The organism is Sphingobium cloacae (assembly GCF_002355855.1).
GTDB lineage: Bacteria > Pseudomonadota > Alphaproteobacteria > Sphingomonadales > Sphingomonadaceae > Sphingobium > Sphingobium cloacae.
In genome coordinates this window covers 2506474-2525335 of sequence record NZ_AP017655.1, presented here as the reverse complement: position 1 = coordinate 2525335, position 18862 = coordinate 2506474, and the positions used below count along the sequence as shown (strand labels likewise).

Annotated in this window: 16 protein-coding genes; 7 read left to right on the top strand and 9 right to left on the bottom strand. The window is 66.4% G+C overall.

Features of this window, described 5'->3' with window-relative positions:
• Positions 1 to 148: 148 nt before the first annotated feature.
• Positions 149 to 874 (bottom strand): hypothetical protein, encoded by a 726-nt coding sequence (locus SCLO_RS12635; RefSeq protein ID WP_066517085.1) that lies wholly within the window; start codon positions 872 to 874, stop codon positions 149 to 151.
• Between the two features lie 221 nt (positions 875 to 1095).
• On the opposite strand from SCLO_RS12635, the gene SCLO_RS12630 reads away from it, so the two are divergent.
• From SCLO_RS12630 to holA, 4 genes are all read left to right on the top strand, one after another.
• A complete protein-coding gene (locus SCLO_RS12630; protein ID WP_066517086.1) occupies positions 1096 to 1545 on the top strand; it encodes a DUF3576 domain-containing protein in 450 nt (149 codons plus the stop codon).
• Between the two features lie 84 nt (positions 1546 to 1629).
• Complete coding sequence (gene leuS / locus SCLO_RS12625) at positions 1630 to 4143, top strand: leucine--tRNA ligase (RefSeq protein ID WP_066517087.1); 2514 nt, start codon at positions 1630 to 1632, stop codon at positions 4141 to 4143.
• Between the two features lie 54 nt (positions 4144 to 4197).
• Complete coding sequence (lptE, locus tag SCLO_RS12620) at positions 4198 to 4704, top strand: LPS assembly lipoprotein LptE (protein ID WP_066517089.1); 507 nt, start codon at positions 4198 to 4200, stop codon at positions 4702 to 4704.
• On the top strand, positions 4691 to 5755 hold the full coding sequence (holA, locus tag SCLO_RS12615) for a DNA polymerase III subunit delta (protein WP_066517092.1): 1065 nt from the start codon (positions 4691 to 4693) through the stop codon (positions 5753 to 5755). The genes lptE and holA overlap by 14 nt, the downstream gene beginning before the upstream one ends.
• Here holA and SCLO_RS12610 read toward each other — a convergent pair.
• The 3 genes from SCLO_RS12610 to SCLO_RS12600 are packed head-to-tail and all read right to left on the bottom strand — an operon-like array spanning position 5682 to position 7296.
• Positions 5682 to 6242, bottom strand: a complete 561-nt coding sequence (locus SCLO_RS12610; protein ID WP_066517094.1) for a hypothetical protein — start codon at positions 6240 to 6242, stop codon at positions 5682 to 5684. The two genes, holA and SCLO_RS12610, sit on opposite strands and share 74 nt — an antisense overlap.
• Entirely contained in the window at positions 6239 to 6772 is a 534-nt protein-coding gene (locus SCLO_RS12605; protein ID WP_066517096.1) for a YceD family protein, read from the bottom strand. Before SCLO_RS12605 ends, SCLO_RS12610 begins: the two co-directional genes overlap by 4 nt.
• On the bottom strand, positions 6769 to 7296 hold the full coding sequence (locus tag SCLO_RS12600; protein WP_066517097.1) for a ubiquinol-cytochrome C chaperone family protein: 528 nt from the start codon (positions 7294 to 7296) through the stop codon (positions 6769 to 6771). Before SCLO_RS12600 ends, SCLO_RS12605 begins: the two co-directional genes overlap by 4 nt.
• Before the next feature lie 164 nt (positions 7297 to 7460).
• On the opposite strand from SCLO_RS12600, the gene SCLO_RS12595 reads away from it, so the two are divergent.
• On the top strand, positions 7461 to 7976 hold the full coding sequence (locus SCLO_RS12595; RefSeq protein WP_066517212.1) for an outer membrane protein assembly factor BamE: 516 nt from the start codon (positions 7461 to 7463) through the stop codon (positions 7974 to 7976).
• 69 nt (positions 7977 to 8045) lie between these two features.
• Here SCLO_RS12595 and SCLO_RS12590 read toward each other — a convergent pair whose 3' ends face one another.
• Together SCLO_RS12590 and SCLO_RS12585 are read right to left on the bottom strand one after the other, a co-directional pair.
• The gene (locus SCLO_RS12590) at positions 8046 to 8447 is read right to left on the bottom strand and encodes an acetyltransferase (protein WP_322788825.1); all 402 of its coding nucleotides are present in this window, start codon (positions 8445 to 8447) and stop codon (positions 8046 to 8048) included.
• A gap of 169 nt (positions 8448 to 8616) precedes the next feature.
• Complete coding sequence (locus SCLO_RS12585; protein WP_066517100.1) at positions 8617 to 10878, bottom strand: NADP-dependent malic enzyme; 2262 nt, start codon at positions 10876 to 10878, stop codon at positions 8617 to 8619.
• Positions 10879 to 11000: 122 nt separating this feature from the next.
• Here SCLO_RS12585 and mutS point away from each other — a divergent pair, with 122 nt between their 5' ends.
• Both mutS and SCLO_RS12575 read left to right on the top strand, forming a co-directional pair.
• A complete protein-coding gene (gene mutS / locus SCLO_RS12580) occupies positions 11001 to 13652 on the top strand; it encodes a DNA mismatch repair protein MutS (RefSeq protein WP_066517213.1) in 2652 nt (883 codons plus the stop codon).
• Positions 13653 to 13662: 10 nt separating this feature from the next.
• Positions 13663 to 16425, top strand: a complete 2763-nt coding sequence (locus SCLO_RS12575) for a [protein-PII] uridylyltransferase (protein WP_066517101.1) — start codon at positions 13663 to 13665, stop codon at positions 16423 to 16425.
• A gap of 4 nt (positions 16426 to 16429) precedes the next feature.
• Here the strand turns inward: SCLO_RS12575 and SCLO_RS12570 are convergent, their stop codons facing one another.
• From SCLO_RS12570 to SCLO_RS12560, 3 genes are read right to left on the bottom strand one after another with little or no spacing between them, the layout of a single operon-like run.
• Positions 16430 to 16930: a L,D-transpeptidase family protein gene (locus SCLO_RS12570; protein ID WP_066517102.1), complete on the bottom strand. Its 501-nt coding sequence runs from the start codon at positions 16928 to 16930 to the stop codon at positions 16430 to 16432.
• The gene (gene ribA, locus SCLO_RS12565) at positions 16927 to 17991 is read right to left on the bottom strand and encodes a GTP cyclohydrolase II (RefSeq protein WP_066517104.1); all 1065 of its coding nucleotides are present in this window, start codon (positions 17989 to 17991) and stop codon (positions 16927 to 16929) included. Before ribA ends, SCLO_RS12570 begins: the two co-directional genes overlap by 4 nt.
• On the bottom strand, positions 17991 to 18788 hold the full coding sequence (locus SCLO_RS12560) for an exodeoxyribonuclease III (RefSeq protein WP_066517106.1): 798 nt from the start codon (positions 18786 to 18788) through the stop codon (positions 17991 to 17993). The genes ribA and SCLO_RS12560 overlap by 1 nt, the downstream gene beginning before the upstream one ends.
• Between the last annotated feature and the right edge of the window lie 74 nt (positions 18789 to 18862).

The following is an 18862-nucleotide window of genomic DNA, read 5'->3' as shown; positions in this document are numbered from 1 at the left end:
CGACAACGCGATCCGATAAGATCGACTATGCCGCAATATCGGCACAAACTGGCCGAAGGCAGACGCCACCCTGGCCACAATCCATTGTGAGGCATGAGTCCCAGACCGACATCCCGCGCAAGGACGTCGGCTGCGAACCTTCAACGGATCAGAATTTGAAGACGGTGCCCAGATAGACGGCCTGGCTATCCTGCCGGTCGTCGGTCATCGGGGTCAGACGGCCCGCGACGCTGTTGTTGTAGCGGATGCCTGCCGTGACGTTCAGGTTGCGCGTCAGCGAATAGGAACTCGCCAGATCCAGCGAATAATCCTTGTCCGCATTCGGATTGCGGACGGCAGTCGCCGGGTCGCGGCGGCTTTCGATCAGCACCTTGGTGCTGAAACGATCCTTCTTGCCCTGATCGAGCGAGAAGTTCTTCGCTTCCGCCATCGTTTCCACCGGAACCGGGTCCAGCGCCTTGCGACCGACCGAATCGGGCAGGGCGAACTTGCGCCAGTTATGTGGGCTGTTCAGGCTGAAGGCGACAGGCTTGATGTCCACCGGAGCCAAAGTGCGGCTGATGGCGACGCGATCATTGTCCGCGCGCACCAGCACCGTCACCGAACGCTGGCCGCTGAGCGAGCCGCTGGTGGGCGTGAAACGGAAATTCTGACGGCCCGCAGACGCCGCGATCCGGGCATAGGCCGCCGCGAGGCGCGGGTCCTTGGTCGTCGGCGTAAAGGAGGATATGCTGCCCAGCGCACCAAGCGAAACCGGCATTTCCGCGCGCATCCGGACAAGATCGGTCGCCGCGCCGATGGCCGGAGACAGCACGAAACCGGCCACGGCAATCGCCGCACCCGCCAGTGCCAGATGTCCCCTTTTCACGCGCATGATCGCGACTCTCTAACCCCCGAGCTATTATTCGGCATTCATTACGCATGAAAGGTGCCGAAAAGCTAGAGCGGGATCATATTTTATCCAGCCTGTTGCATAGAACACACATTGTTTTGGCGGCAGGCGGAGGGCAAGGTGCCCCGCGCCCCCTTGCCCAATGGCGCGGGTCGACTATAGAAGCGGAGCGTTTTTCGACCTTTCATAATAGGACATGGCTGATGGTCCGCCGCTTTTCCCTTCCCGTTTCCGCCGGTTTGATGCTGGCCGCGCTCCTGCCGCTCGCCGCGTGCGGGGGCGGGTCGAAGGAGCGGCCCAAGGCCGACCTCGCCGCGTCGAAGATCACGACCATCGGCGTCAACAGCTATTTGTGGCGGGCGAGCCTCGACACGCTGTCCTTCATGCCGATGGTGCAGACGGACTCCAACGGCGGCGTCATCGTCACCGACTGGTACAGCAATCCCAACAGCCCCAATGAGCGGATGAAGCTGACCGTCTCCATCCTGGACCAGGACCTGCGCGCCGACGCGCTGCGGGTGGCGGCCAGCCGTCAGGTCAATCAGGGCGGCCAGTGGGTCAACGCCCCGGTGGAAGCCGCGACCGTGCAGAAGCTAGAGGAGATCATCCTCACCAAGGCGCGAGACCTGCGCCGCATGGCGATCGCGGGCTGATCCACCCTTCCTTTCTCTTTCTTTCAGGACGGGACCGGGCTGCCTTCGCGCAACCCCGGTCCCAAAGCATTTTGAGGACTCGACATGCAAAGGCGCTTCAACCCGCTTGAGGCCGATGCCCGCTGGCAGGCCGTCTGGGATGAGAAGCAGACGTTCAGGGCGTCCGACAGCAGCGACAAGCCGCGCTCCTACGTGCTGGAGATGTTCCCTTATCCCTCCGGGCGCATCCATATCGGCCATGTCCGCAACTATTCCATGGGCGACGTGCTGGCGCGCTTCCGCCGGATGACGGGGCATGAGGTGCTGCACCCGATGGGCTGGGACGCTTTCGGCATGCCCGCCGAAAATGCGGCGATGGAGAAGAAGGTGCATCCGGGCGAATGGACCCGCTCCAACATCGCCAACATGCGCGCGCAGTTGAAGAAGCTGGGCTTCGCCATCGACTGGAGCCGTGAACTCGCCACCTGCGAGCCGGACTATTACGGGCAGGAACAGGCGCTGTTCCTCGACATGCTGGAGGCGGGCCTCGTCTACCGCAAGGAAAGCGCGGTCAACTGGGACCCGGTCGACATGACCGTGCTCGCCAATGAGCAGGTGATCGACGGGCGCGGCTGGCGGTCGGGCGCTCTGGTGGAGAAGCGCAAGCTTTCCCAGTGGTTCCTCAAGATCACGCAGTTCGCCGACGATCTGCTGGAGGGACTGAAGACGCTGGACCAGTGGCCCGACAAGGTGCGGACGATGCAGGAAAACTGGATCGGCAAATCGGTCGGCTTGGCTTTCCGTTTTCAGCCGGTCGCGCCCTTCGACAGCGAGATCGAGGTTTATTCGACCCGGCCCGACACGATCTTCGGCGCAAGCTTCGTCGCGGTGGCGGCGGATCATCCGGTGGCGCAGGCGGTGGCGGCGGAGAGCGCGGAAGCTGCTGCCTTCATCGAAAAGTGCAAGGAAGGCGGCACCACCGCCGCTGAGCTGGAGACGGCGGAAAAGCTGGGCTTCGACACCGGACTTTCGGTGGCGCATCCCTTCGATCCCGAATGGAAGCTGCCGGTCTTCATCGCCAATTTCGTGCTGATGGATTATGGCACCGGCGCGGTGATGGGCGTGCCGGGGCATGACCAGCGCGACCTCGACTTCGCGCGCAAATATATGCTGGCGGTGGAGCGCGTCGTCGCGGCCGAGGGTGACGAAGCCAAGCCGATCCAGAACGAAGCCTATGTCGGGCCAGGCAAGCTCGTCAATTCCCGCTTCCTCGACGGCATGAGCGTGGAGGACGCGAAGGCCGAAGTCATCCGCCGCGCCGAAGAGAGCGGCTGGGGCACCGGCACGACCGTATTCCGGTTGAGGGATTGGGGCGTGTCGCGCCAGCGTTACTGGGGGACGCCGATCCCGGTCATCCATTGCGGCGATTGCGGCGTGGTGGGCGTGCCCAAGGATCAGCTTCCGGTGACATTGCCGGAGGATGTGAGCTTCGACATTCCGGGCAATCCGCTGGACCGGCATCCGACATGGAAGCATGTCGATTGCCCGCAATGCGGCAAGCCCGCGCGGCGCGAGACGGACACGCTCGACACCTTCGCCGATTCGAGCTGGTATTTCATCCGCTTCGCCAGCCAGCCGCAGGACAGGCCGTTCGACCGTGAGACGGTCGAGAAATGGCTGCCGGTGGGGCAATATATAGGCGGCGTCGAACATGCGATCCTGCACCTGCTCTATGCGCGCTTCTGGACGCGGGCGTTGCAGCATATGGGACAGTTGGGTTTCGCCGAGCCGTTCACCGGGCTTTTCACACAGGGCATGGTGACGCATGAGACCTACAAGGCGGGCGACGGAAGCTGGCTCTCTCCGGGCGAAGTGAAGAAGTCCGGCGACGATTATGTCCACATCGAAAGCGGCGCGCCGGTGGCGGTCGGCCGCGTCGAAAAGATGTCCAAGTCCAAGAAGAATGTCGTCGATCCCGATGACATCATCGCCCAATATGGCGCGGACGCGGTGCGCTGGTTCATGCTGTCCGACAGCCCGCCGGAGCGCGACCTGCCCTGGACCGAAAGCGGCATCGAAGGATCGTGGCGCTTCGTCAATCGCTTGTGGCGCCTGTTCGGGGAAGCGGACAGGAGCGCGGAAGGGCAGGACAAGGCCCTCGACCGCAAGCTGCACCAGATGATCGACGGCGTGGCGAAGGATATCGAGGCGCTGTCCTTCAACAAGGCGGTGGCGAAGATATACGAACTCGCCAACACAGTGGAGAAGGCCCAGCCCTCCGCCTCGCGCAGCGCCGCGATCCGCACGCTGGCGCTGCTGGTCGCGCCGATGACGCCGCATCTGGCCGAGGAAGCCTGGGCGGCCATGGGCGAGGGCGGGCTGATCGCGGACGCCGCGTGGCCCGTGGTCGACCCCGCGCTGCTGGTTGACGATGAAGTCACCATCGCCTGTCAGGTGATGGGCAAGCTGCGCGACACCATCACCGTGCCCAAGGGGACGCCGAGGGAAGAACTGGAAAAGCTCGCCCTCGCCGCGCCCAATGTCGCGCGGACGCTGGACGGCGCGACGCCGAAGAAGGTGATCGTGGTGCCCGACCGGCTGGTCAATCTGGTGGTGTGATGTCCGGGCACGTTGTGCTTCAACTTGAATGGAACAGCGTCTAAGGGTCGTCACATGAAGCGCTTGATCCCCCTGCTCGCCGTCACGGTCCTTCTTTCCGGCTGCGGGCTCCGTCCCGTCTATGGCGGCGGCGGACATGGGGCGGTGGCGCAGGCGCTCGGCAATGTCGAGGTGCAGCCGATCCAGGGCAAGGCGGGCTGGCTGGTCCGCAATGCGCTCAACGACCGGCTCTCCGCGATGAACGGGACCGGTCCCGCCTACAAGCTGGTGGTGAAGCTGGACGACCAGATCAGCGGCTTTGGCCTGCGCGGCGACGCGGCGATCACGCGGGAGCGGCGGACCCTGCGCGCGCGCTATCAGTTGATCGACGGGGCGACGGGCGCGCAGGTGCTGGACGACACTGCGGGGTCCGACGCGGGCATCGACGTCACCTCCAGCGAATATGCGACCATCGCGGCGGAAGACACGGCGCTCGAACGCCTCTCGCAAACCATCGCGGACCAGATCATCGCGCGGCTCGCCACCTTCGCGACGCGGGACCAACGGCATGAAGGCCAATAGAGGGCAGATCGAAAAGGCGCTCGACGCCCCGCCGGCGGACGTCCGCTTCTTCCTGCTCTACGGCCCCGACGAAGCGGGCAGCCTGGCACTCGCCAAGCGGCTGGAGCGGGCGATGGGGCCGGAGGCGGAGCGGATCGACCTCGACGGATCGACCCTGCGCGACGATCCGGCGCGGCTGGCGGATGAGGCCGCGTCCTTCTCCATGTTCGGGGACAAACGCTGGGTGCGCATCAACGGCATGGGCGAGGAATCCGTGCCTGCGCTCACCGCGCTGCTGGAGGCGGAGGCGGCGGGCAATCCTGTGATCGCGGTGGCGGGCACGCTCAAACCCGCGTCGAAACTCGTCAAGCTGGCGTTGGATCATAAGCGGGTGCTGGCCTTCATCTCCTACCAGCCCGACGCGCGGGAGGCGGAGCAGATCGCCCATGCCATCGCGCGGGAAGGGGGGCTGCGTCTGACGCCCGACCTCGCGCGGCGCATCGTCGACCTTGCCCATGGCGACCGCGCGCTGATGGCGGGGGAGATCGAGAAGCTGATCCTCTACCTCGACGCCGCGCCCGACCAGCCGAAGGAAGCGACGGAAGAAGCGCTCGATGCGCTCTCCGCCGACAATCCCGAGGCCGACGCCACGCCGCTGGTGAATGCGGTGCTGAGTGGCGACCTCAAGGCGATGCACCGGGAACTGGGGCGGCTCGTGGAAGTCGGCGCGGCCATGGCGTCGGTGCTGCGTCCGCTGCTGACGCGGGCAATGCTGCTGGCCAACATCCGCACCGACTTCGATCGGAGCGGGCGGTTGGAAGCCGCGATGGAAGCAGCGGGCAAGGCGGTCTTCTGGAAGGAAAAAGGCATCGTCACGCGGCAGGTGCGATCATGGGACGCGCAGGGCATCGCCCGCGTCATCCAGCGCCTTGCGCAAGCGGAAAGGGCCAGCCGCAGCGGGAGGGGATTGGGCGACCTGATGGTCCGGCACGAACTGCTCACCATCGCCCGCCAGGCCGCAAGGGATCGATCCGCAGATTGTCGAGCATCCATAGCAGATGATCGCGGCTGATCCCGCTCCACACATTATAGGTGCAACGCTGTCCGGCGATCCGCACATAGGCGAGGGATTTGAGACCCGTGCCGTCCGGGTTGCCGGCCGGATAGGGCTCCGCGCCTTCCTGCCCGTAACCGGCGAAGGAAGGCGCGGCAAATTGCCGCAGGTCGCGGAAATAGGGCCATTGGCGATAGAGCCGGTCGCGCTGCACCGCAGCCTCCGCATAGTCGTCCGGCAGCAGGCCCGTGCCCGCGAAGCCATAGGCGCTGCGCTGGCCCGGCAGGTCGAAGGCGACGGCCCATCCTCCGCCGAAAGTGGCGGCGCGCGGCGTGCCTTCCGGCTGCCCCGGCGCGGCCAGGGCCAGCGGCGCGCAATGCTTGCGGTTCTCCGCCTTGGCCCATTCGGCGCGGGCGCGCCGTTCGCCGATCAGGGTAGAAGGTTCGGCGGCAAAGGCGGGCAGCGTCAGGCCAGCGAACAACAGCAAGCCCAGAACGGATTTCATTTCTTCCCTCCCTTGAGCGACAGCAGCGCGGCGAAGGGGCTGGCCTGCTCCTCCGTCAGGACGCCCGCCTCGCGCAGAACCGCGTCGGCTTCCGGCGAGCGGGGATAGGGCGTCATCGCCAGCGCCACGGTTTCGGCGACCGCCTCGCCCATGTCGATGATGTTGCCGCTATAGCCGATGGTGTCGCAATCCTCGGCATCGAGTTCCAGTTCCTCGCCTTCGGGCAACGCACTCTCTTCCGCGACGAAGCGCAGCAGCAATTCGGTATCGACCGTTTCGGGCACCGGGACGCCGGTCGCGACGCAGGGCTGGGCCAGGTCGGCCCGCACATGGCCGCGCGCGAGGATCGCGCCGTCCTCTTCCGCCAGGGCATAATCCGCCTCCAGCCGGTCGAGCGCGAGCAGGTTGAAACGGCGGGCCAGCGCCGCACGCTCCGCCTCATTCGCGCTGATCGTCATGGGTGCGGCGTGACGGCCAAGCTGGTCGATGCGCACGGGGCGGGAAAATTCGGGCGCGGCGCGGTCGCTCATCCCATATCTCCCGTCAGCAGCGCGTCGCGGGACAGGCTGCCCAGGCGCATCCAGCGTTGGCGCAAGGCCCCTTCGACATGCGCGAGCGCCTCCGGGGCCGGTTCGGTTCCGCGATAGAGGTTGCGGCGCAACGCCTCGCCCAGATCGGCTTCCCCGGCCAGCGCGGCGCGATAGGCGGCCAAACGCCCGCCCAGCGCGCTCACCATGCGGCCAATATGCTTGCCGACGACGACATCGCCGATCCCCTCCTGCCGGAGCTGGCCGTCCATGTCGTCCACGAACAATTCAGTGAGCCACACGCTTTCCTGCGCCCCGCCCTGCTGCTCCAGCCGGATCAGCACCTGCGCCAATATGGCGACGATCATGTCGAAGCGCCCGTCCAGCGTATCGGGCACCGCGCCGTCCCGATACCAGTGCGGCTGGCGGCCCTCCGCCACGACGGCGCGGTAAAGCGGCATCAGCCCTTCCTTGGGATCGCGCCGCCCGAACAGGCGCTGAAGGAAGGACGGAGCGGGTGTGGACATGCGATCTGCCTGCTTTTCACGGTCGGTTGAAGGGCGTTTCGCCCCGCTGATGCCACGGCCCCTTGCCGAGGCCCGCGCATTTCCATATTGATCGGCGCGCCGCCCGATGCAATGGCGGCTTTATGTTTCTTGGCTTTGGGGGCCGATCCCCGCAGGAGAAGTTCATGCGCCAGTTCAGCCGCCAGTCCCGCAGCGGGCGGATCATGCTCGCGGTCGGCCTCAGCGCGCTGCTTCTGGGGACGTCGGGCTGCGCCCGCATCCGCACGCATCAGGGCTATCAGGTCGACAAGCTGCTGGTCGATTCGATCCAGCCGGGCATCGACAACCGCGCATCTGTGGAAGGGACGCTGGGCCGCCCCAGCTTCGCCGCGCAGTTCGGCGATCAGGACTGGTATTATGTGTCGCGCGACATGCGCGCCCTCGCCTTCTCCAATCCCAAGCCGGTGGCGCAGACCGTCCTGCATGTGCGGTTCGATCCGGCGGGCAATGTCGTGGCGGTCGACCGCATGGGGCTGGAGCAGGTGGCCAAGGTCAGCCCCTGGGGCGAAAAGACCCCGACGCTGGGCCGCCATCGCAGCCTCTTCCAGGAGATATTCGGCAATATCGGCGCGGTGGGCGCGGGCGGCATGGGCGGTCGCGGCGGCGCAACCAGCCCCGGCGGCGGTCCCAACGGCAGCTAGGCCCTTTCGCCGTCCGGCAGCACGGTTCGGAACCACAGGCCATCGCCGATAGGAGAGGACTGCTTGCCTCTACGCTCCGTTGCGGCTGAAGCGCAGGTGGATGAGCGGATAGAGGCGGCCTTGCCCGTCCCTTTCGGACCGGCCCGTCCGCGTGAAACCAAGGCGATCGTAGAAACCGACGGCCTGAGCGTTCTGTTCGTTCACATCGGTCGAAAGGATGGGATGCAGCGCCAGCGCATGCCGCACCAGTGCCCGGCCGATCCCCTGACCCCTGCGCGCCGGATCGATGAACAGCGCCTCCATATGCGCGCCGTCGAGCAGCATGAAGCCAAGCGGCCGATCTTCGATGTCCGTGGCCAGCCATAGCGGTGCTATCGGCAGGAATCCGGACAGTTCCGCCTCGATGGCGTCGCGGTCCTCCGGTTTCAGGAAATCATGCGTCGCGTCGACCGCATCGCGCCATATCCTCATGACCTGCGCCCCGTCGCCCGGATTGGACTTCCTGATCTTCCACATGAGGCCGCGCTAGCAAGGCGGAGGAGCCAAGCCAAGCGCCATCTGGAAGAGGCCGCCATCGGCCCGAGCGAAAGGGCGAAGCGAGCCCCTGCCTGCGCGGGAGCACCGGCCCCTCTCCCTCACTTCAAAGCGCGATGCCGCCTGCTCCCAGCACGGCCAGCGTCAGCAGTTCCGAGGCGTTGGACGCCATGGTCGCGATCTGCACCGACTTTTCCATGCCGACCAGCATCGGCCCGATCATGGTCGCGCCGCCCAGTTCGCGCAGCAGCTTCGCGGAGATGTTGGCCGACTGCAAACCGGGCATGACGAGGATGTTGGCCGGCCCCGACAGGCGGCTGAAGGGATAGCTTTTCATCACCGTGGGGTTGAGCGCCACGTCGGGCGCCATCTCGCCCTCATATTCAAAATCGACCTTGCGCTCGTCCAGCAACTGGATCGCGTCGCGGACATTTTCCAGGAAGCTGCCCGGCGGATTGCCGAAGCTGGAATAGGACAGGAAGGCGACGCGCGGATCATGCCCCATGCGGCGGGCGACCGCCACCGTGCCTTCCGCGATGTCGGCCAGTTCCTCCGCGCTCGGCCGTTCATGGACGGTCGTGTCGGCAAGGAAGACGGTCTGGCTTTTCGACACCATGACATGAATGCCGAAGGGGATGTGTCCCGCCGCCGGGTCGATCACCCGCTTCACTTCCCGCAGCGTCTGGGCATAGGGGCGGGTGATGCCGGTGATCATCGTGTCGGCATGGCCCATCTTGAGCAGCAGCGAGCCGAAGATGTTGCGGTCGCGGTTGACCATCCGCTCGCAATCGCGGCGCAGATAGCCCCGGCGCTGGAGCCGCCCATAGAGGATGTCGACCATTTCGGGCACCAGCGGCGAATTGACGCTGTTGTGCAGTTCGAAACTTTCGGGATCGCCCACGCCCAGCGCCTTGAGCTTGTCATAGACCTCCGCGCGCCCGACCAGCACGGGGATGCCATAGCCCATTTCGCGGCACTGGATGGCGGCGCGCAGCACGACTTCCTCTTCCGCCTCGGCGAACACGACGCGCTTGGGATTGGCCTTGGCGACCTCATAGACGCTGTTGAGCACCGATGTCGTGGGATTGAGCCGGGCCTTCAGGGACTGGCGATAGGCCGCCATGTCCGCGATCGGCTTTTGCGCCACGCCGCTGTCCATCGCGGCCTGCGCCACGGCGGAGGGCACCACTTCCATCAGGCGCGGGTCGAACGGCGCGGGGATGATATAGTCGGGGCCGAAGCTGTGCGATTTGCCATAGGCCTTGGCGACTTCCTCGGGCACCTGCGCGCGGGCCAGTTCGGCGATGGCCTGCGCCGCGGCGACCTTCATCGCTTCGTTGATCGTCGTCGCCCGCACGTCCAGCGCGCCGCGGAAGATGAAGGGGAAGCCCAGGACATTATTGACCTGGTTGGGATAGTCCGACCGGCCGGTCGCGACGATGGCGTCGGGCCGCGCCGCCTTCGCTTCGGGCGGGGTGATTTCGGGATCGGGATTGGCCATGGCGAAGATGACCGGCTTGTCGGCCATATGCTTCACCATCTCCGGCGTCACCGCGCCCTTGACCGACAGGCCCAGGAACACGTCCGCGCCCTTCATCGCTTCGGTGAGCGTGCGGGCGTCGGTCTTCACCGCATGAGCGGATTTCCACTGGTTCATGCCTTCGGCGCGGCCCTGCCAGATCACGCCCTTGCTGTCGCACATGATGACCTGATCGTGCGGGACGCCCAGCGCCTTGATGAGTTCGGTGCAGGCGATGGAAGCGGCGCCCGCGCCGTTCACCACGACCTTCATGTCCTTCATCTCGCGGCCCGTCAGCAGCGCGGCGTTGATGACGCCCGCCGCCGCGATGATCGCCGTGCCGTGCTGGTCGTCGTGAAAGACCGGGATGTTCATCCGTTCCTTCAGCGTCTGTTCGATGATGAAGCATTCGGGCGCCTTGATGTCTTCAAGGTTGATGCCGCCGAAGGTCGGCTCCATCAGTTCCACCGCGTCGATGAAGCGGTCCACATCCTCGGTCTTGAGTTCGATGTCGATGGAATCGACGTCGGCGAAGCGCTTGAAGAGGACCGACTTGCCTTCCATCACCGGCTTGGACGCCAGCGCGCCGAGATTGCCCAGACCCAGGATCGCCGTGCCGTTCGAAATCACCGCGACCAGATTGCCCTTGGCGGTATAGTCGTAGGCGGTGCCCGGTTCCTGCGCGATCGCCAGCACCGGCACCGCGACGCCGGGCGAATAGGCGAGGGAAAGGTCGCGCTGCGTCGCCATGGGTTTCGACGCGATGATCTCGATCTTGCCGGGACGACCGGTCGAATGGAAGAACAGCGCCTCGCGCTCCGAAAATTCCACATTCGACTTGTCTGTCATCGTTCGGTTGTCTCCGGCTTGGCTTTCCCCTGCCCTAGCGGCAAGCCCCTCTTGTGGGCAAGCGCGAGAAACGTCTTTTTCACGCTCTTTCCTGTGCGGCCCGTTGCCGCTATCCGCAAATCATGCGCGCATCGAAGGATAACAACACGTCCCAGCCCACGCCGATGATGGCGCAATATCTTGCGCTCAAGGCGGAGGCGCAGGATTGCCTGCTCTTTTACCGCATGGGCGATTTCTTCGAACTGTTCTTCGACGATGCGAAGGCGGCGGCGGCGACGCTGGATATCGCGCTCACCAGCCGGGGCGAGCATGACGGCGCGCCGATCCCGATGTGCGGCGTGCCGGTGCACAGCGCGGAAAGCTATCTGGCGCGGCTCATCAAGGCGGGGCATCGCGTCGCCATCGCCGAGCAGACGGAAACCCCGGCGGAGGCGAAGGCGCGCGGCGGCAAGGCGCTCGTGGCGCGGGCCATCGTACGCTACGTCACGGCGGGCACGCTGACCGAGGAGACGCTGCTCGACGCGCGGCGCGACAATATGCTGGCGGCGCTGGCCAGCGTGGGGGGAGAAGGATCGGACGAGATCGGCCTTGCCGCCGCCGACATTTCCACCGGCCGGTTCGAGACGATGACGCTGCGCGCCGCCGACCTGCCCGCCGAACTCGCCCGCCTGCGGCCCAGCGAGACGGTCGTGCCAGAAGGCATGGCGATCGACCTGCCCGACGCCCATGTCTTCGACCGCTCCGCCTTTTCCAGCAGCCGGGCGGAAGCGGCGCTGAAACGCCTGTTCGGGGTCGCCACGCTCGACGGCTTCGGCCAGTTCGACCGGACCGAACTGGCGGCGATGGGCGGCCTGATCGGCTATCTCGACCATGCGGGCAAGGGCAGGCTGCCCTTCCTCGCGCCGCCGCTGCGCAAGGCGCGCGGGGCGCATGTCGCCATCGACGCCGCCACGCGGGAGAGCCTGGAGATCATCGCCACCATGGCGGGCGCGCGGGCCGGCAGCCTGCTGGGCGCGGTGGACCGGACGGTGACGGGCGCGGGCGCGCGCCTGCTCGCGCAGGACCTCGCCGCGCCGCTGATGGATCAGGGCGTGATCGAGGCGCGCCTGGGTCTCGTCCAGCTTTTCCACGATGATGGCACCTTGCGCGACCAGTTGCGGGCGGCGCTACGGGCCTTGCCGGACATCGGGCGCGCCTTGGGCCGCATCGCGGTGGGGCGGGGAAGCCCGCGCGATCTGGGACAGCTTCGCGACGGCCTTGGCGAAGCGAGGCTGCTGCGGGAACGGCTGGGGCGGCTGGCCGATCAGCCGATGCTGCTGGCGCAATTGCTCCCCGCGCTCGACGGCCATGGCGCACTGGTCGATGCCCTGTCCCGCGCGCTGGTCCCCAGCCCGCCGACCGAGACGGCCAATGGCGGCTATATCGTCGATGGCTACGATCCCGCGCTGGACGATCTGCGCCGCATGGCGGGCGACGGGCGGCGCGCCATCGCCGCGCTGGAAGCGAAATATCGGGAACAGACCGGCATCGCCTCACTCATGATCCGGCATAATGGCGTGCTGGGCTATCATGTCGAAGTGCCGGCCCGCGCCGCCGACGCGCTGATGCAGCCGGACAGCGGCTTCACCCACCGGCAGACGCTGGCCGGGGCAGTGCGATTCAATTCCATCGACCTGCATGAGGAAGCGGGCCGCGTCGCGCAGGCGGGCGCCCATGCGCTGGTCGCCGAAGCCGCACATCTGGAGGAACTGATGGCCGCCGTGCTGGCGCGCAAGGCCGACATCGCCCGCGCCGCCGACGCGCTCGCCCGGCTGGACGTGGCGGCGGCGCTGGCCGAGCGCGCGGCGGAAGGCGGCTGGCAGCGCCCGCATTTCGTGGCCGGGGACGGCGCGGGGCCGTGCCTCGACATCATCGGCGGGCGGCATCCTGTGGTGGAGGACGCGCTGCGCCGCGAAGGACAGCCCTTCGTCGCCAACGACTGCCGCCTCCATGAAGGCGACCGGCTGTGGCTCGTCACCGGCCCGAACATGGGCGGTAAATCGACCTTCCTGCGGCAGAATGCGCTGATCGTCATATTGGCGCAGGCGGGCGCCTTCGTGCCCGCGCAATCGGCCACGCTCAGCCTGGTCGACCGCCTGTTCAGCCGCGTCGGCGCGTCGGACAATCTGGCGCGCGGCCGATCCACCTTCATGGTGGAGATGGTGGAGACCGCCGCCATCCTTGCGCAGGCGACGCAGCACAGCTTCGTCATCCTCGATGAAGTGGGGCGCGGCACCTCCACCTATGACGGCCTTGCGCTTGCCTGGGCGGTGGTGGAGGCCGTGCATGAGGTCAACCGATGCCGATGCCTGTTCGCCACCCATTATCATGAGTTGACGCGACTGGCCGAGACGCTGCCGTCGCTTTCGCTCCACAATGTCCGCGCGCGGGAGTGGAAAGGCGACCTCGTCCTGCTCCACGAAGTTGCCGAGGGCCCGGCGGATCGCAGCTATGGCCTTGCGGTCGCGCGTCTTGCGGGCCTGCCCCCGGCCGTGCTCAAGCGGGCGAAGGACGTGCTGGCCCGTCTTGAAGCCGGCAAGGCCAAGACCGGCGGCATCGCCGCGGGGCTCGACGACCTTCCCCTTTTCGCCGCTGCAGCCGCGCAGGAGGAAGCCGCCGCCGACCCTCTGCGCGAAGCCATCGACGCCATCGACGCGGACGCGCTTTCACCGCGCGAGGCGCTTGACCACATATATCGGCTGAAACAACTGGCGGCGGTACGGGACGGGGACTAGATAATAACCGATGGTGATGCAATTTCCTGCCCTCGGATCGCGCCGGGCCATTATCGACCGGCGGGCCATTTCCGACCGCATCACGCTTCTGGCGCAGGCGCACCGGGGCGATACGATGCGATCGCGCGGGGAAATCGTCCGCGAACTCAAGGACGCGCTGGAAAAGGGACGGGAGGAAGTGGCGCGCAGGCTGGAGGCCAGGCCGACGCGCGGGCGCGAGGCTGTCACCGCCTTCGCCTTCCTGATCGACCAGATCCTGCGGCTGCTCTACGATTCCACCACCCATTATCTCTATCCGGCCAGCAATCGCAGCACAGGCGAGCGCATCGCGCTGGTCGCGGTGGGCGGCTATGGCCGGGGCGAGATGGCGCCGCATAGCGATGTCGACATCGCCTTCGTCACCCCATGGAAGCCGACCGGCTGGACCGAGCAGGTCATCGAATCCATGCTCTATTCGCTTTGGGATCTGGGGCTGAAGGTCGGGCATAGCAGCCGCTCCATCGACGAAACCATGCGCATGGCGAAGTCCGACCTGACTGTCCGTACCGCGCTGCTGGAATCGCGCTATATCTGGGGCGACCGCGCGCTGTACGAGGAAACCGCCAAGCGGTTCGACGCGGAGGTGATGCAGGGCAATGCCCGCGCCTTCGTCACCGAAAAACTCGCCGAACGCGAGGAGCGGCACAAGCGCATGGGCGACAGCCGCTATGTCGTCGAGCCCAATGTGAAGGAAGGCAAGGGCGGGCTGCGCGACCTGCACACGCTGTTCTGGATCGGCAAATATGTGAACCGGGTGCGGTCCGTCGCCGATCTGGTCGATGCCGGCCTGCTGACGCAAAGCGAATTGCGCCAGTTCCAGAAGGCAGAGGATTTCCTCTGGGCCGTGCGCTGCCATCTGCACATGATCACGGGGCGGGCGGAGGATCGGCTGACCTTCGACCTGCAACTGGAAACCGCGACGCGGATGCACTTCACCGGACGGCCCGGCCTTTCCGGCGTCGAGCGCTTCATGCGCTATTATTTCCTGAACGCCAAGACGGTGGGCGATCTGACGGCGGTGTTCCTCGCGCATCTGGACGACCAGATGGCGCCCAGGGGGCGGCGCTATATCCCGTCTTTCTTCCGCCGTCCCAAGAAGCTGGACGGGTTCGTGCTGGAGCGCGGCAGGATCGCCCTTCCCAGTGACGATTTCTTTCAGCAGGACCCTGTACGCCTGCTCGAAATCTTCGCGCTGGCCGACCGCAACGGGCTTTCCATCCATCCCAGCGCGATCCGCGCCGCCAGCCGCGACGCAGTGCTGATCAACGCGGCGGTGCGCAACGATCCGCGCGCCAATGCCGCCTTCCTCGACGTGCTGACATCGCCGCGCGACCCGGAAACGGTGCTGCGCTGGATGAACGAATCCTCGGTTTTCGGCCGCTTCATTCCCGATTTCGGCCGCGTCGTCGCGCAGATGCAGTTCGACATGTATCATCACTACACGGTCGACGAGCATACCATCCGCGCCATCGGCCTTTTGTCCCGCATCGAAAAGGGCGAGTTGAAAGACGACCATCCGCGTTCCACCGACCTGATGGCGAAGCTGATTTCGCGCCGGACGCTTTATGTCGCGGTGCTGCTGCATGACATCGCCAAGGGGCGCGGCGGCGATCATAGCGTGCTGGGCGCGGAGATCGCGCTGGAACTTTGCCCGCGCCTCGGCCTCACGGCGGCGGAGACGGAAACCGTGTCCTGGCTGGTGCGCTATCATCTGCTGATGTCGGCCACCGCCTTCAAGCGCGACCTGGCCGATTACAAGACCATCCTCGATTTCGTTGAGATCGTGCAGAGCCCGGAACGGCTGAAGCTGCTCCTCTGCCTGACGGTGGTGGACATCCGCGCGGTGGGGCCGGGGGTCTGGAACAGCTGGAAACGGCAGTTGCTGGGCGATCTTTATGAATCGGCGGAGGAAGTGCTGCGCCTGGGCCACAAGCGGAAGGGGCGCAGCGAGCGCGTGCTGGCGAAGCAGGAAGCCTTGCAGAGCGCGCTCGACCTGCCGGACGGGGATTTCGAGGCGCTGAAGAAGCGGCTGCCCGAATCCTACTGGATCGCCGAACCACTCGACATATTGATCCACAATGCCGAGCATATCCTGCAGGCGGGCGACGCGCCGCTTTCCATCGCGGCGCAATATTATCCGCAGCGCGGCGCGACGCTGGTGACGGTCTATGCGACGGATCATCCGGGCTTGTTCTACCGCGTCGCGGGCGCGATCCATCTGGCGGGCGGCAACATCATCGACGCGCGCATCCACACCATGCGCGACGGCGTGGCCATCGACAATTTCCTGGTGCAGGATCCGCTGGGCGGCGCATTCCACAGCCCCGACCAGCTGGAACGGATCAGGCGCGCGATCGAGGATTCGCTCGCCAACCGCCACCGCCTCATCACCAAGCTGGCCGCGCGGCCTTTGCCCCGGATGCGGGCCGACGCCTTCGAGATCGTGCCCAATGTGCTGATCGACAACAAGGCGTCGAACCGCTTCACCGTGATCGAGATCAACGCGCGGGACCGTCCGGCGCTGCTGTTCAGTCTCGCCAACGCGCTGTTCCAGTCGAAGGTGACGGTGCACAGCGCCCATGTCGCCACCTATGGCGAGCGGGCGGTGGACACCTTCTACGTCACGGACCTGCTGGGCGGAAAGATCGAGAGCAAGTCGCGCCTGCAAACGCTGGAGCGCCGTCTGGCGGAAGCGGCGGCGGGCGAGATCGGCAAGACGCTGGAACGCGCCTGAACCGTCAGGCGATCTCCATGGCGTCGCCGGGATGGAGCAGCGGCAACAGGCGCAGCATGTCCGCGCGCGCCACCGCGATGCACCCCGCCGTGGGCCGGCCTTCATACAGGTGGAAGAAGATCGCGCTGCCCGCGCCTGGCACGGGCGGCGCGTCATTATGGCCAAGGACGACGACCACGTCATAGGCGTCGTCGCTTCGCCACAGGCTTTCCGCCGAATGGGGACGGGGCAGGCGGACGGGGCGGTTATAGGCCGGATCGGCGGCGTCGTCGGACCAGCCGTCCCCCTCGCGCACCCAGCGCCATGGCAGCTTCACGCCGGACGGATCGGCTCGCCCGGGCCGCAACAGCACCGCCCGGAGCGGCCAGCGGCCGAGCGGCGTGCAGCCATCGCCTTCCCTCTTGTCCACAGCCGGGCAGACGCCGCCGCGCCCGATCTCGCAATCCATCTCCATCCCGTCGAACCGCAGGCGGCGCGCCGCGCTGTCGACGCGGATCAGGGTCATAGCTGATGGCCCGTACGGTCCCGCTTGGTCGCCAGATAGCGTTCATTGTGCGGATTGGCGGGCAGGATGATGGGCAGGCGCTCCACGACCTTTATGCCCGCCGCTTCCAGTCCCGCGACCTTGGCGGGATTATTGGTGAGCAGCCGCACCGATCCGATGCCGAGCAGGTCCAGCATCCGCGCCGCGACCGAAAAATCGCGCGCGTCGATGGCGAAGCCCAGCCGGACATTGGCGTCCACCGTGTCGAAACCCTGATCCTGCAAAGCATAGGCGCGCAGCTTGTTGACGAGACCGATGCCCCGCCCTTCCTGCCGCAGATAGAGCAGCACGCCCCATTGCGCGTCGGCGATCTGGTGCAGCGCCTGATGCAGCTGCGGCCCGCAATCGCATTTGAGGCTGCCCAGAACGTCCCCTGTCAGGCATTCGCTATGCAGGCGGATGACCGGGGGCTTCTCGTTGCGCTCCCCCACGATCAGCGCGACATGCTCGCGCGGCTCGTCGGGACTGCGGAAAGCGACGATCTCGGCGCTTTCCGCCGCCGCCACCGGCAGCCGCGCGCGCGTGGCGACAGCGAGGTGCGCGGCATCGTCATAGGCGGCGATGTCCTCGCCCGTCACCTCCGCTTCGACGCCGCCCTGCCCTTCGGCGGTCACGAAATAGGCGGGCAGGATACCCGCCAGCCGCGCGAGGCGCAGCGCCGCTTTCGCCGCCTCCGGCGCGCCCAGCGCGGCCGCCACGAACGGTCCCTTGAGCGGCGAGGCGAGATCGCGCACCGGATCGGCGATCGCCATGGCGACATCGCCATCGATCCACGGCGCGCGCCCGATCCGCACCGGCATGTCGGGATCGGCGGCCGCGATCTGGTTGGCGAGTTTCAGCGTCTGCGCCCGGGCCGCCGAAATCAGCATGTCGGCCTTTCCCGCCGGATCGAAATCCTTGAGCGTCACCGCATCCGCACCCTCGACCGCCATCAGGCGCAGCGCGCCATCGTCCGCCCGGATCGTCACGGCCCAGCCGCGCCGCAGGGCATCGATCGCCCGTGCCGCGTCGCGCGCGCCCATCAGAAGGCGAATTCGGTGATGATGGGAATATGGTCCGAAGGCCGCAGCCATCCCCGGATCGGCTCCATGACGCGATGGGCGACCGCTTTTTCCGCGACATCGGCCGTCATCCACATATGGTCGAGCCGCCGCCCGCGATCCGATGCCGCCCAGTCCCGCGCGCGATAGCTCCACCAAGTGTAGAGCCGCTGGGGCGCGGGGAAGAATTTCCGCCCGATGTCCACCCAATCGTTCGACGCCTGCAACCGGGCTAGGATCTCGCACTCGACAGGCGTGTGGCTGACGACGTTCAGAAGCTGCCTGTGGCTCCACACGTCGCATTCCATCGGCGCGATGTTGAAATCGCCGGTCAGGATGGTGGGCTTGTCGTCGAGCGCGCTCGACCAGTCGATCATCCGCTCCAGGAAGTCCAGCTTCTGCCCGAATTTGGGATTGACCGTCCGGTCCGGCACGTCGCCTCCGGCGGGCACATAGACATTTTCGATCCGTACCCCGTTGTCCAGCCGCACGCCGACATGGCGCGCCTCGCCATTGGCCTGCCAGTCTAGGCGGTCGTCCTCGCGGATCGGCACCTTCGACAGGATCGCCACCCCATGATGCATGCGCTGGCCGTTCAGCACCTGATGATCATAGCCCAGTTTCCGGAACAGGCCCGTCGGAAAGATGTCGTTCACCACCTTGGTTTCCTGAAGGCACAATATGTCGGGCGCCTCTTCGGTCAGGAAACGCTCGACGATGTCGAGCCGGGCGCGGACGCTGTTGATGTTCCAGGAAGCGATGCTGAGAGTTTGCGGCATGCCGATCCCCTAAGACTCTCCAGCGCCCCGTGCAAGGGCATGGTCCAAGGCTGGGGCGGCACGATATTTCGCTC

Bases quoted from the DNA above. Each gene is read 5' to 3' on its own strand.
- SCLO_RS12635 (WP_066517085.1), bottom strand. From the start codon at position 874: ATGCGCGTGAAAAGGGGACATCTGGCACTGGCGGGTGCGGCGATTGCC.
- SCLO_RS12630 (WP_066517086.1), top strand. From the start codon at position 1,096: ATGGTCCGCCGCTTTTCCCTTCCCGTTTCCGCCGGTTTGATGCTGGCC.
- leuS (WP_066517087.1), top strand. From the start codon at position 1,630: ATGCAAAGGCGCTTCAACCCGCTTGAGGCCGATGCCCGCTGGCAGGCC.
- lptE (WP_066517089.1), top strand. From the start codon at position 4,198: ATGAAGCGCTTGATCCCCCTGCTCGCCGTCACGGTCCTTCTTTCCGGC.
- holA (WP_066517092.1), top strand. From the start codon at position 4,691: ATGAAGGCCAATAGAGGGCAGATCGAAAAGGCGCTCGACGCCCCGCCG.
- SCLO_RS12610 (WP_066517094.1), bottom strand. From the start codon at position 6,242: ATGAAATCCGTTCTGGGCTTGCTGTTGTTCGCTGGCCTGACGCTGCCC.
- SCLO_RS12605 (WP_066517096.1), bottom strand. From the start codon at position 6,772: ATGAGCGACCGCGCCGCGCCCGAATTTTCCCGCCCCGTGCGCATCGAC.
- SCLO_RS12600 (WP_066517097.1), bottom strand. From the start codon at position 7,296: ATGTCCACACCCGCTCCGTCCTTCCTTCAGCGCCTGTTCGGGCGGCGC.
- SCLO_RS12595 (WP_066517212.1), top strand. From the start codon at position 7,461: ATGCGCCAGTTCAGCCGCCAGTCCCGCAGCGGGCGGATCATGCTCGCG.
- SCLO_RS12590 (WP_322788825.1), bottom strand. From the start codon at position 8,447: ATGAGGATATGGCGCGATGCGGTCGACGCGACGCATGATTTCCTGAAA.
- SCLO_RS12585 (WP_066517100.1), bottom strand. From the start codon at position 10,878: ATGACAGACAAGTCGAATGTGGAATTTTCGGAGCGCGAGGCGCTGTTC.
- mutS (WP_066517213.1), top strand. From the start codon at position 11,001: ATGCGCGCATCGAAGGATAACAACACGTCCCAGCCCACGCCGATGATG.
- SCLO_RS12575 (WP_066517101.1), top strand. From the start codon at position 13,663: ATGGTGATGCAATTTCCTGCCCTCGGATCGCGCCGGGCCATTATCGAC.
- SCLO_RS12570 (WP_066517102.1), bottom strand. From the start codon at position 16,930: ATGACCCTGATCCGCGTCGACAGCGCGGCGCGCCGCCTGCGGTTCGAC.
- ribA (WP_066517104.1), bottom strand. From the start codon at position 17,991: ATGGGCGCGCGCGACGCGGCACGGGCGATCGATGCCCTGCGGCGCGGC.
- SCLO_RS12560 (WP_066517106.1), bottom strand. From the start codon at position 18,788: ATGCCGCAAACTCTCAGCATCGCTTCCTGGAACATCAACAGCGTCCGC.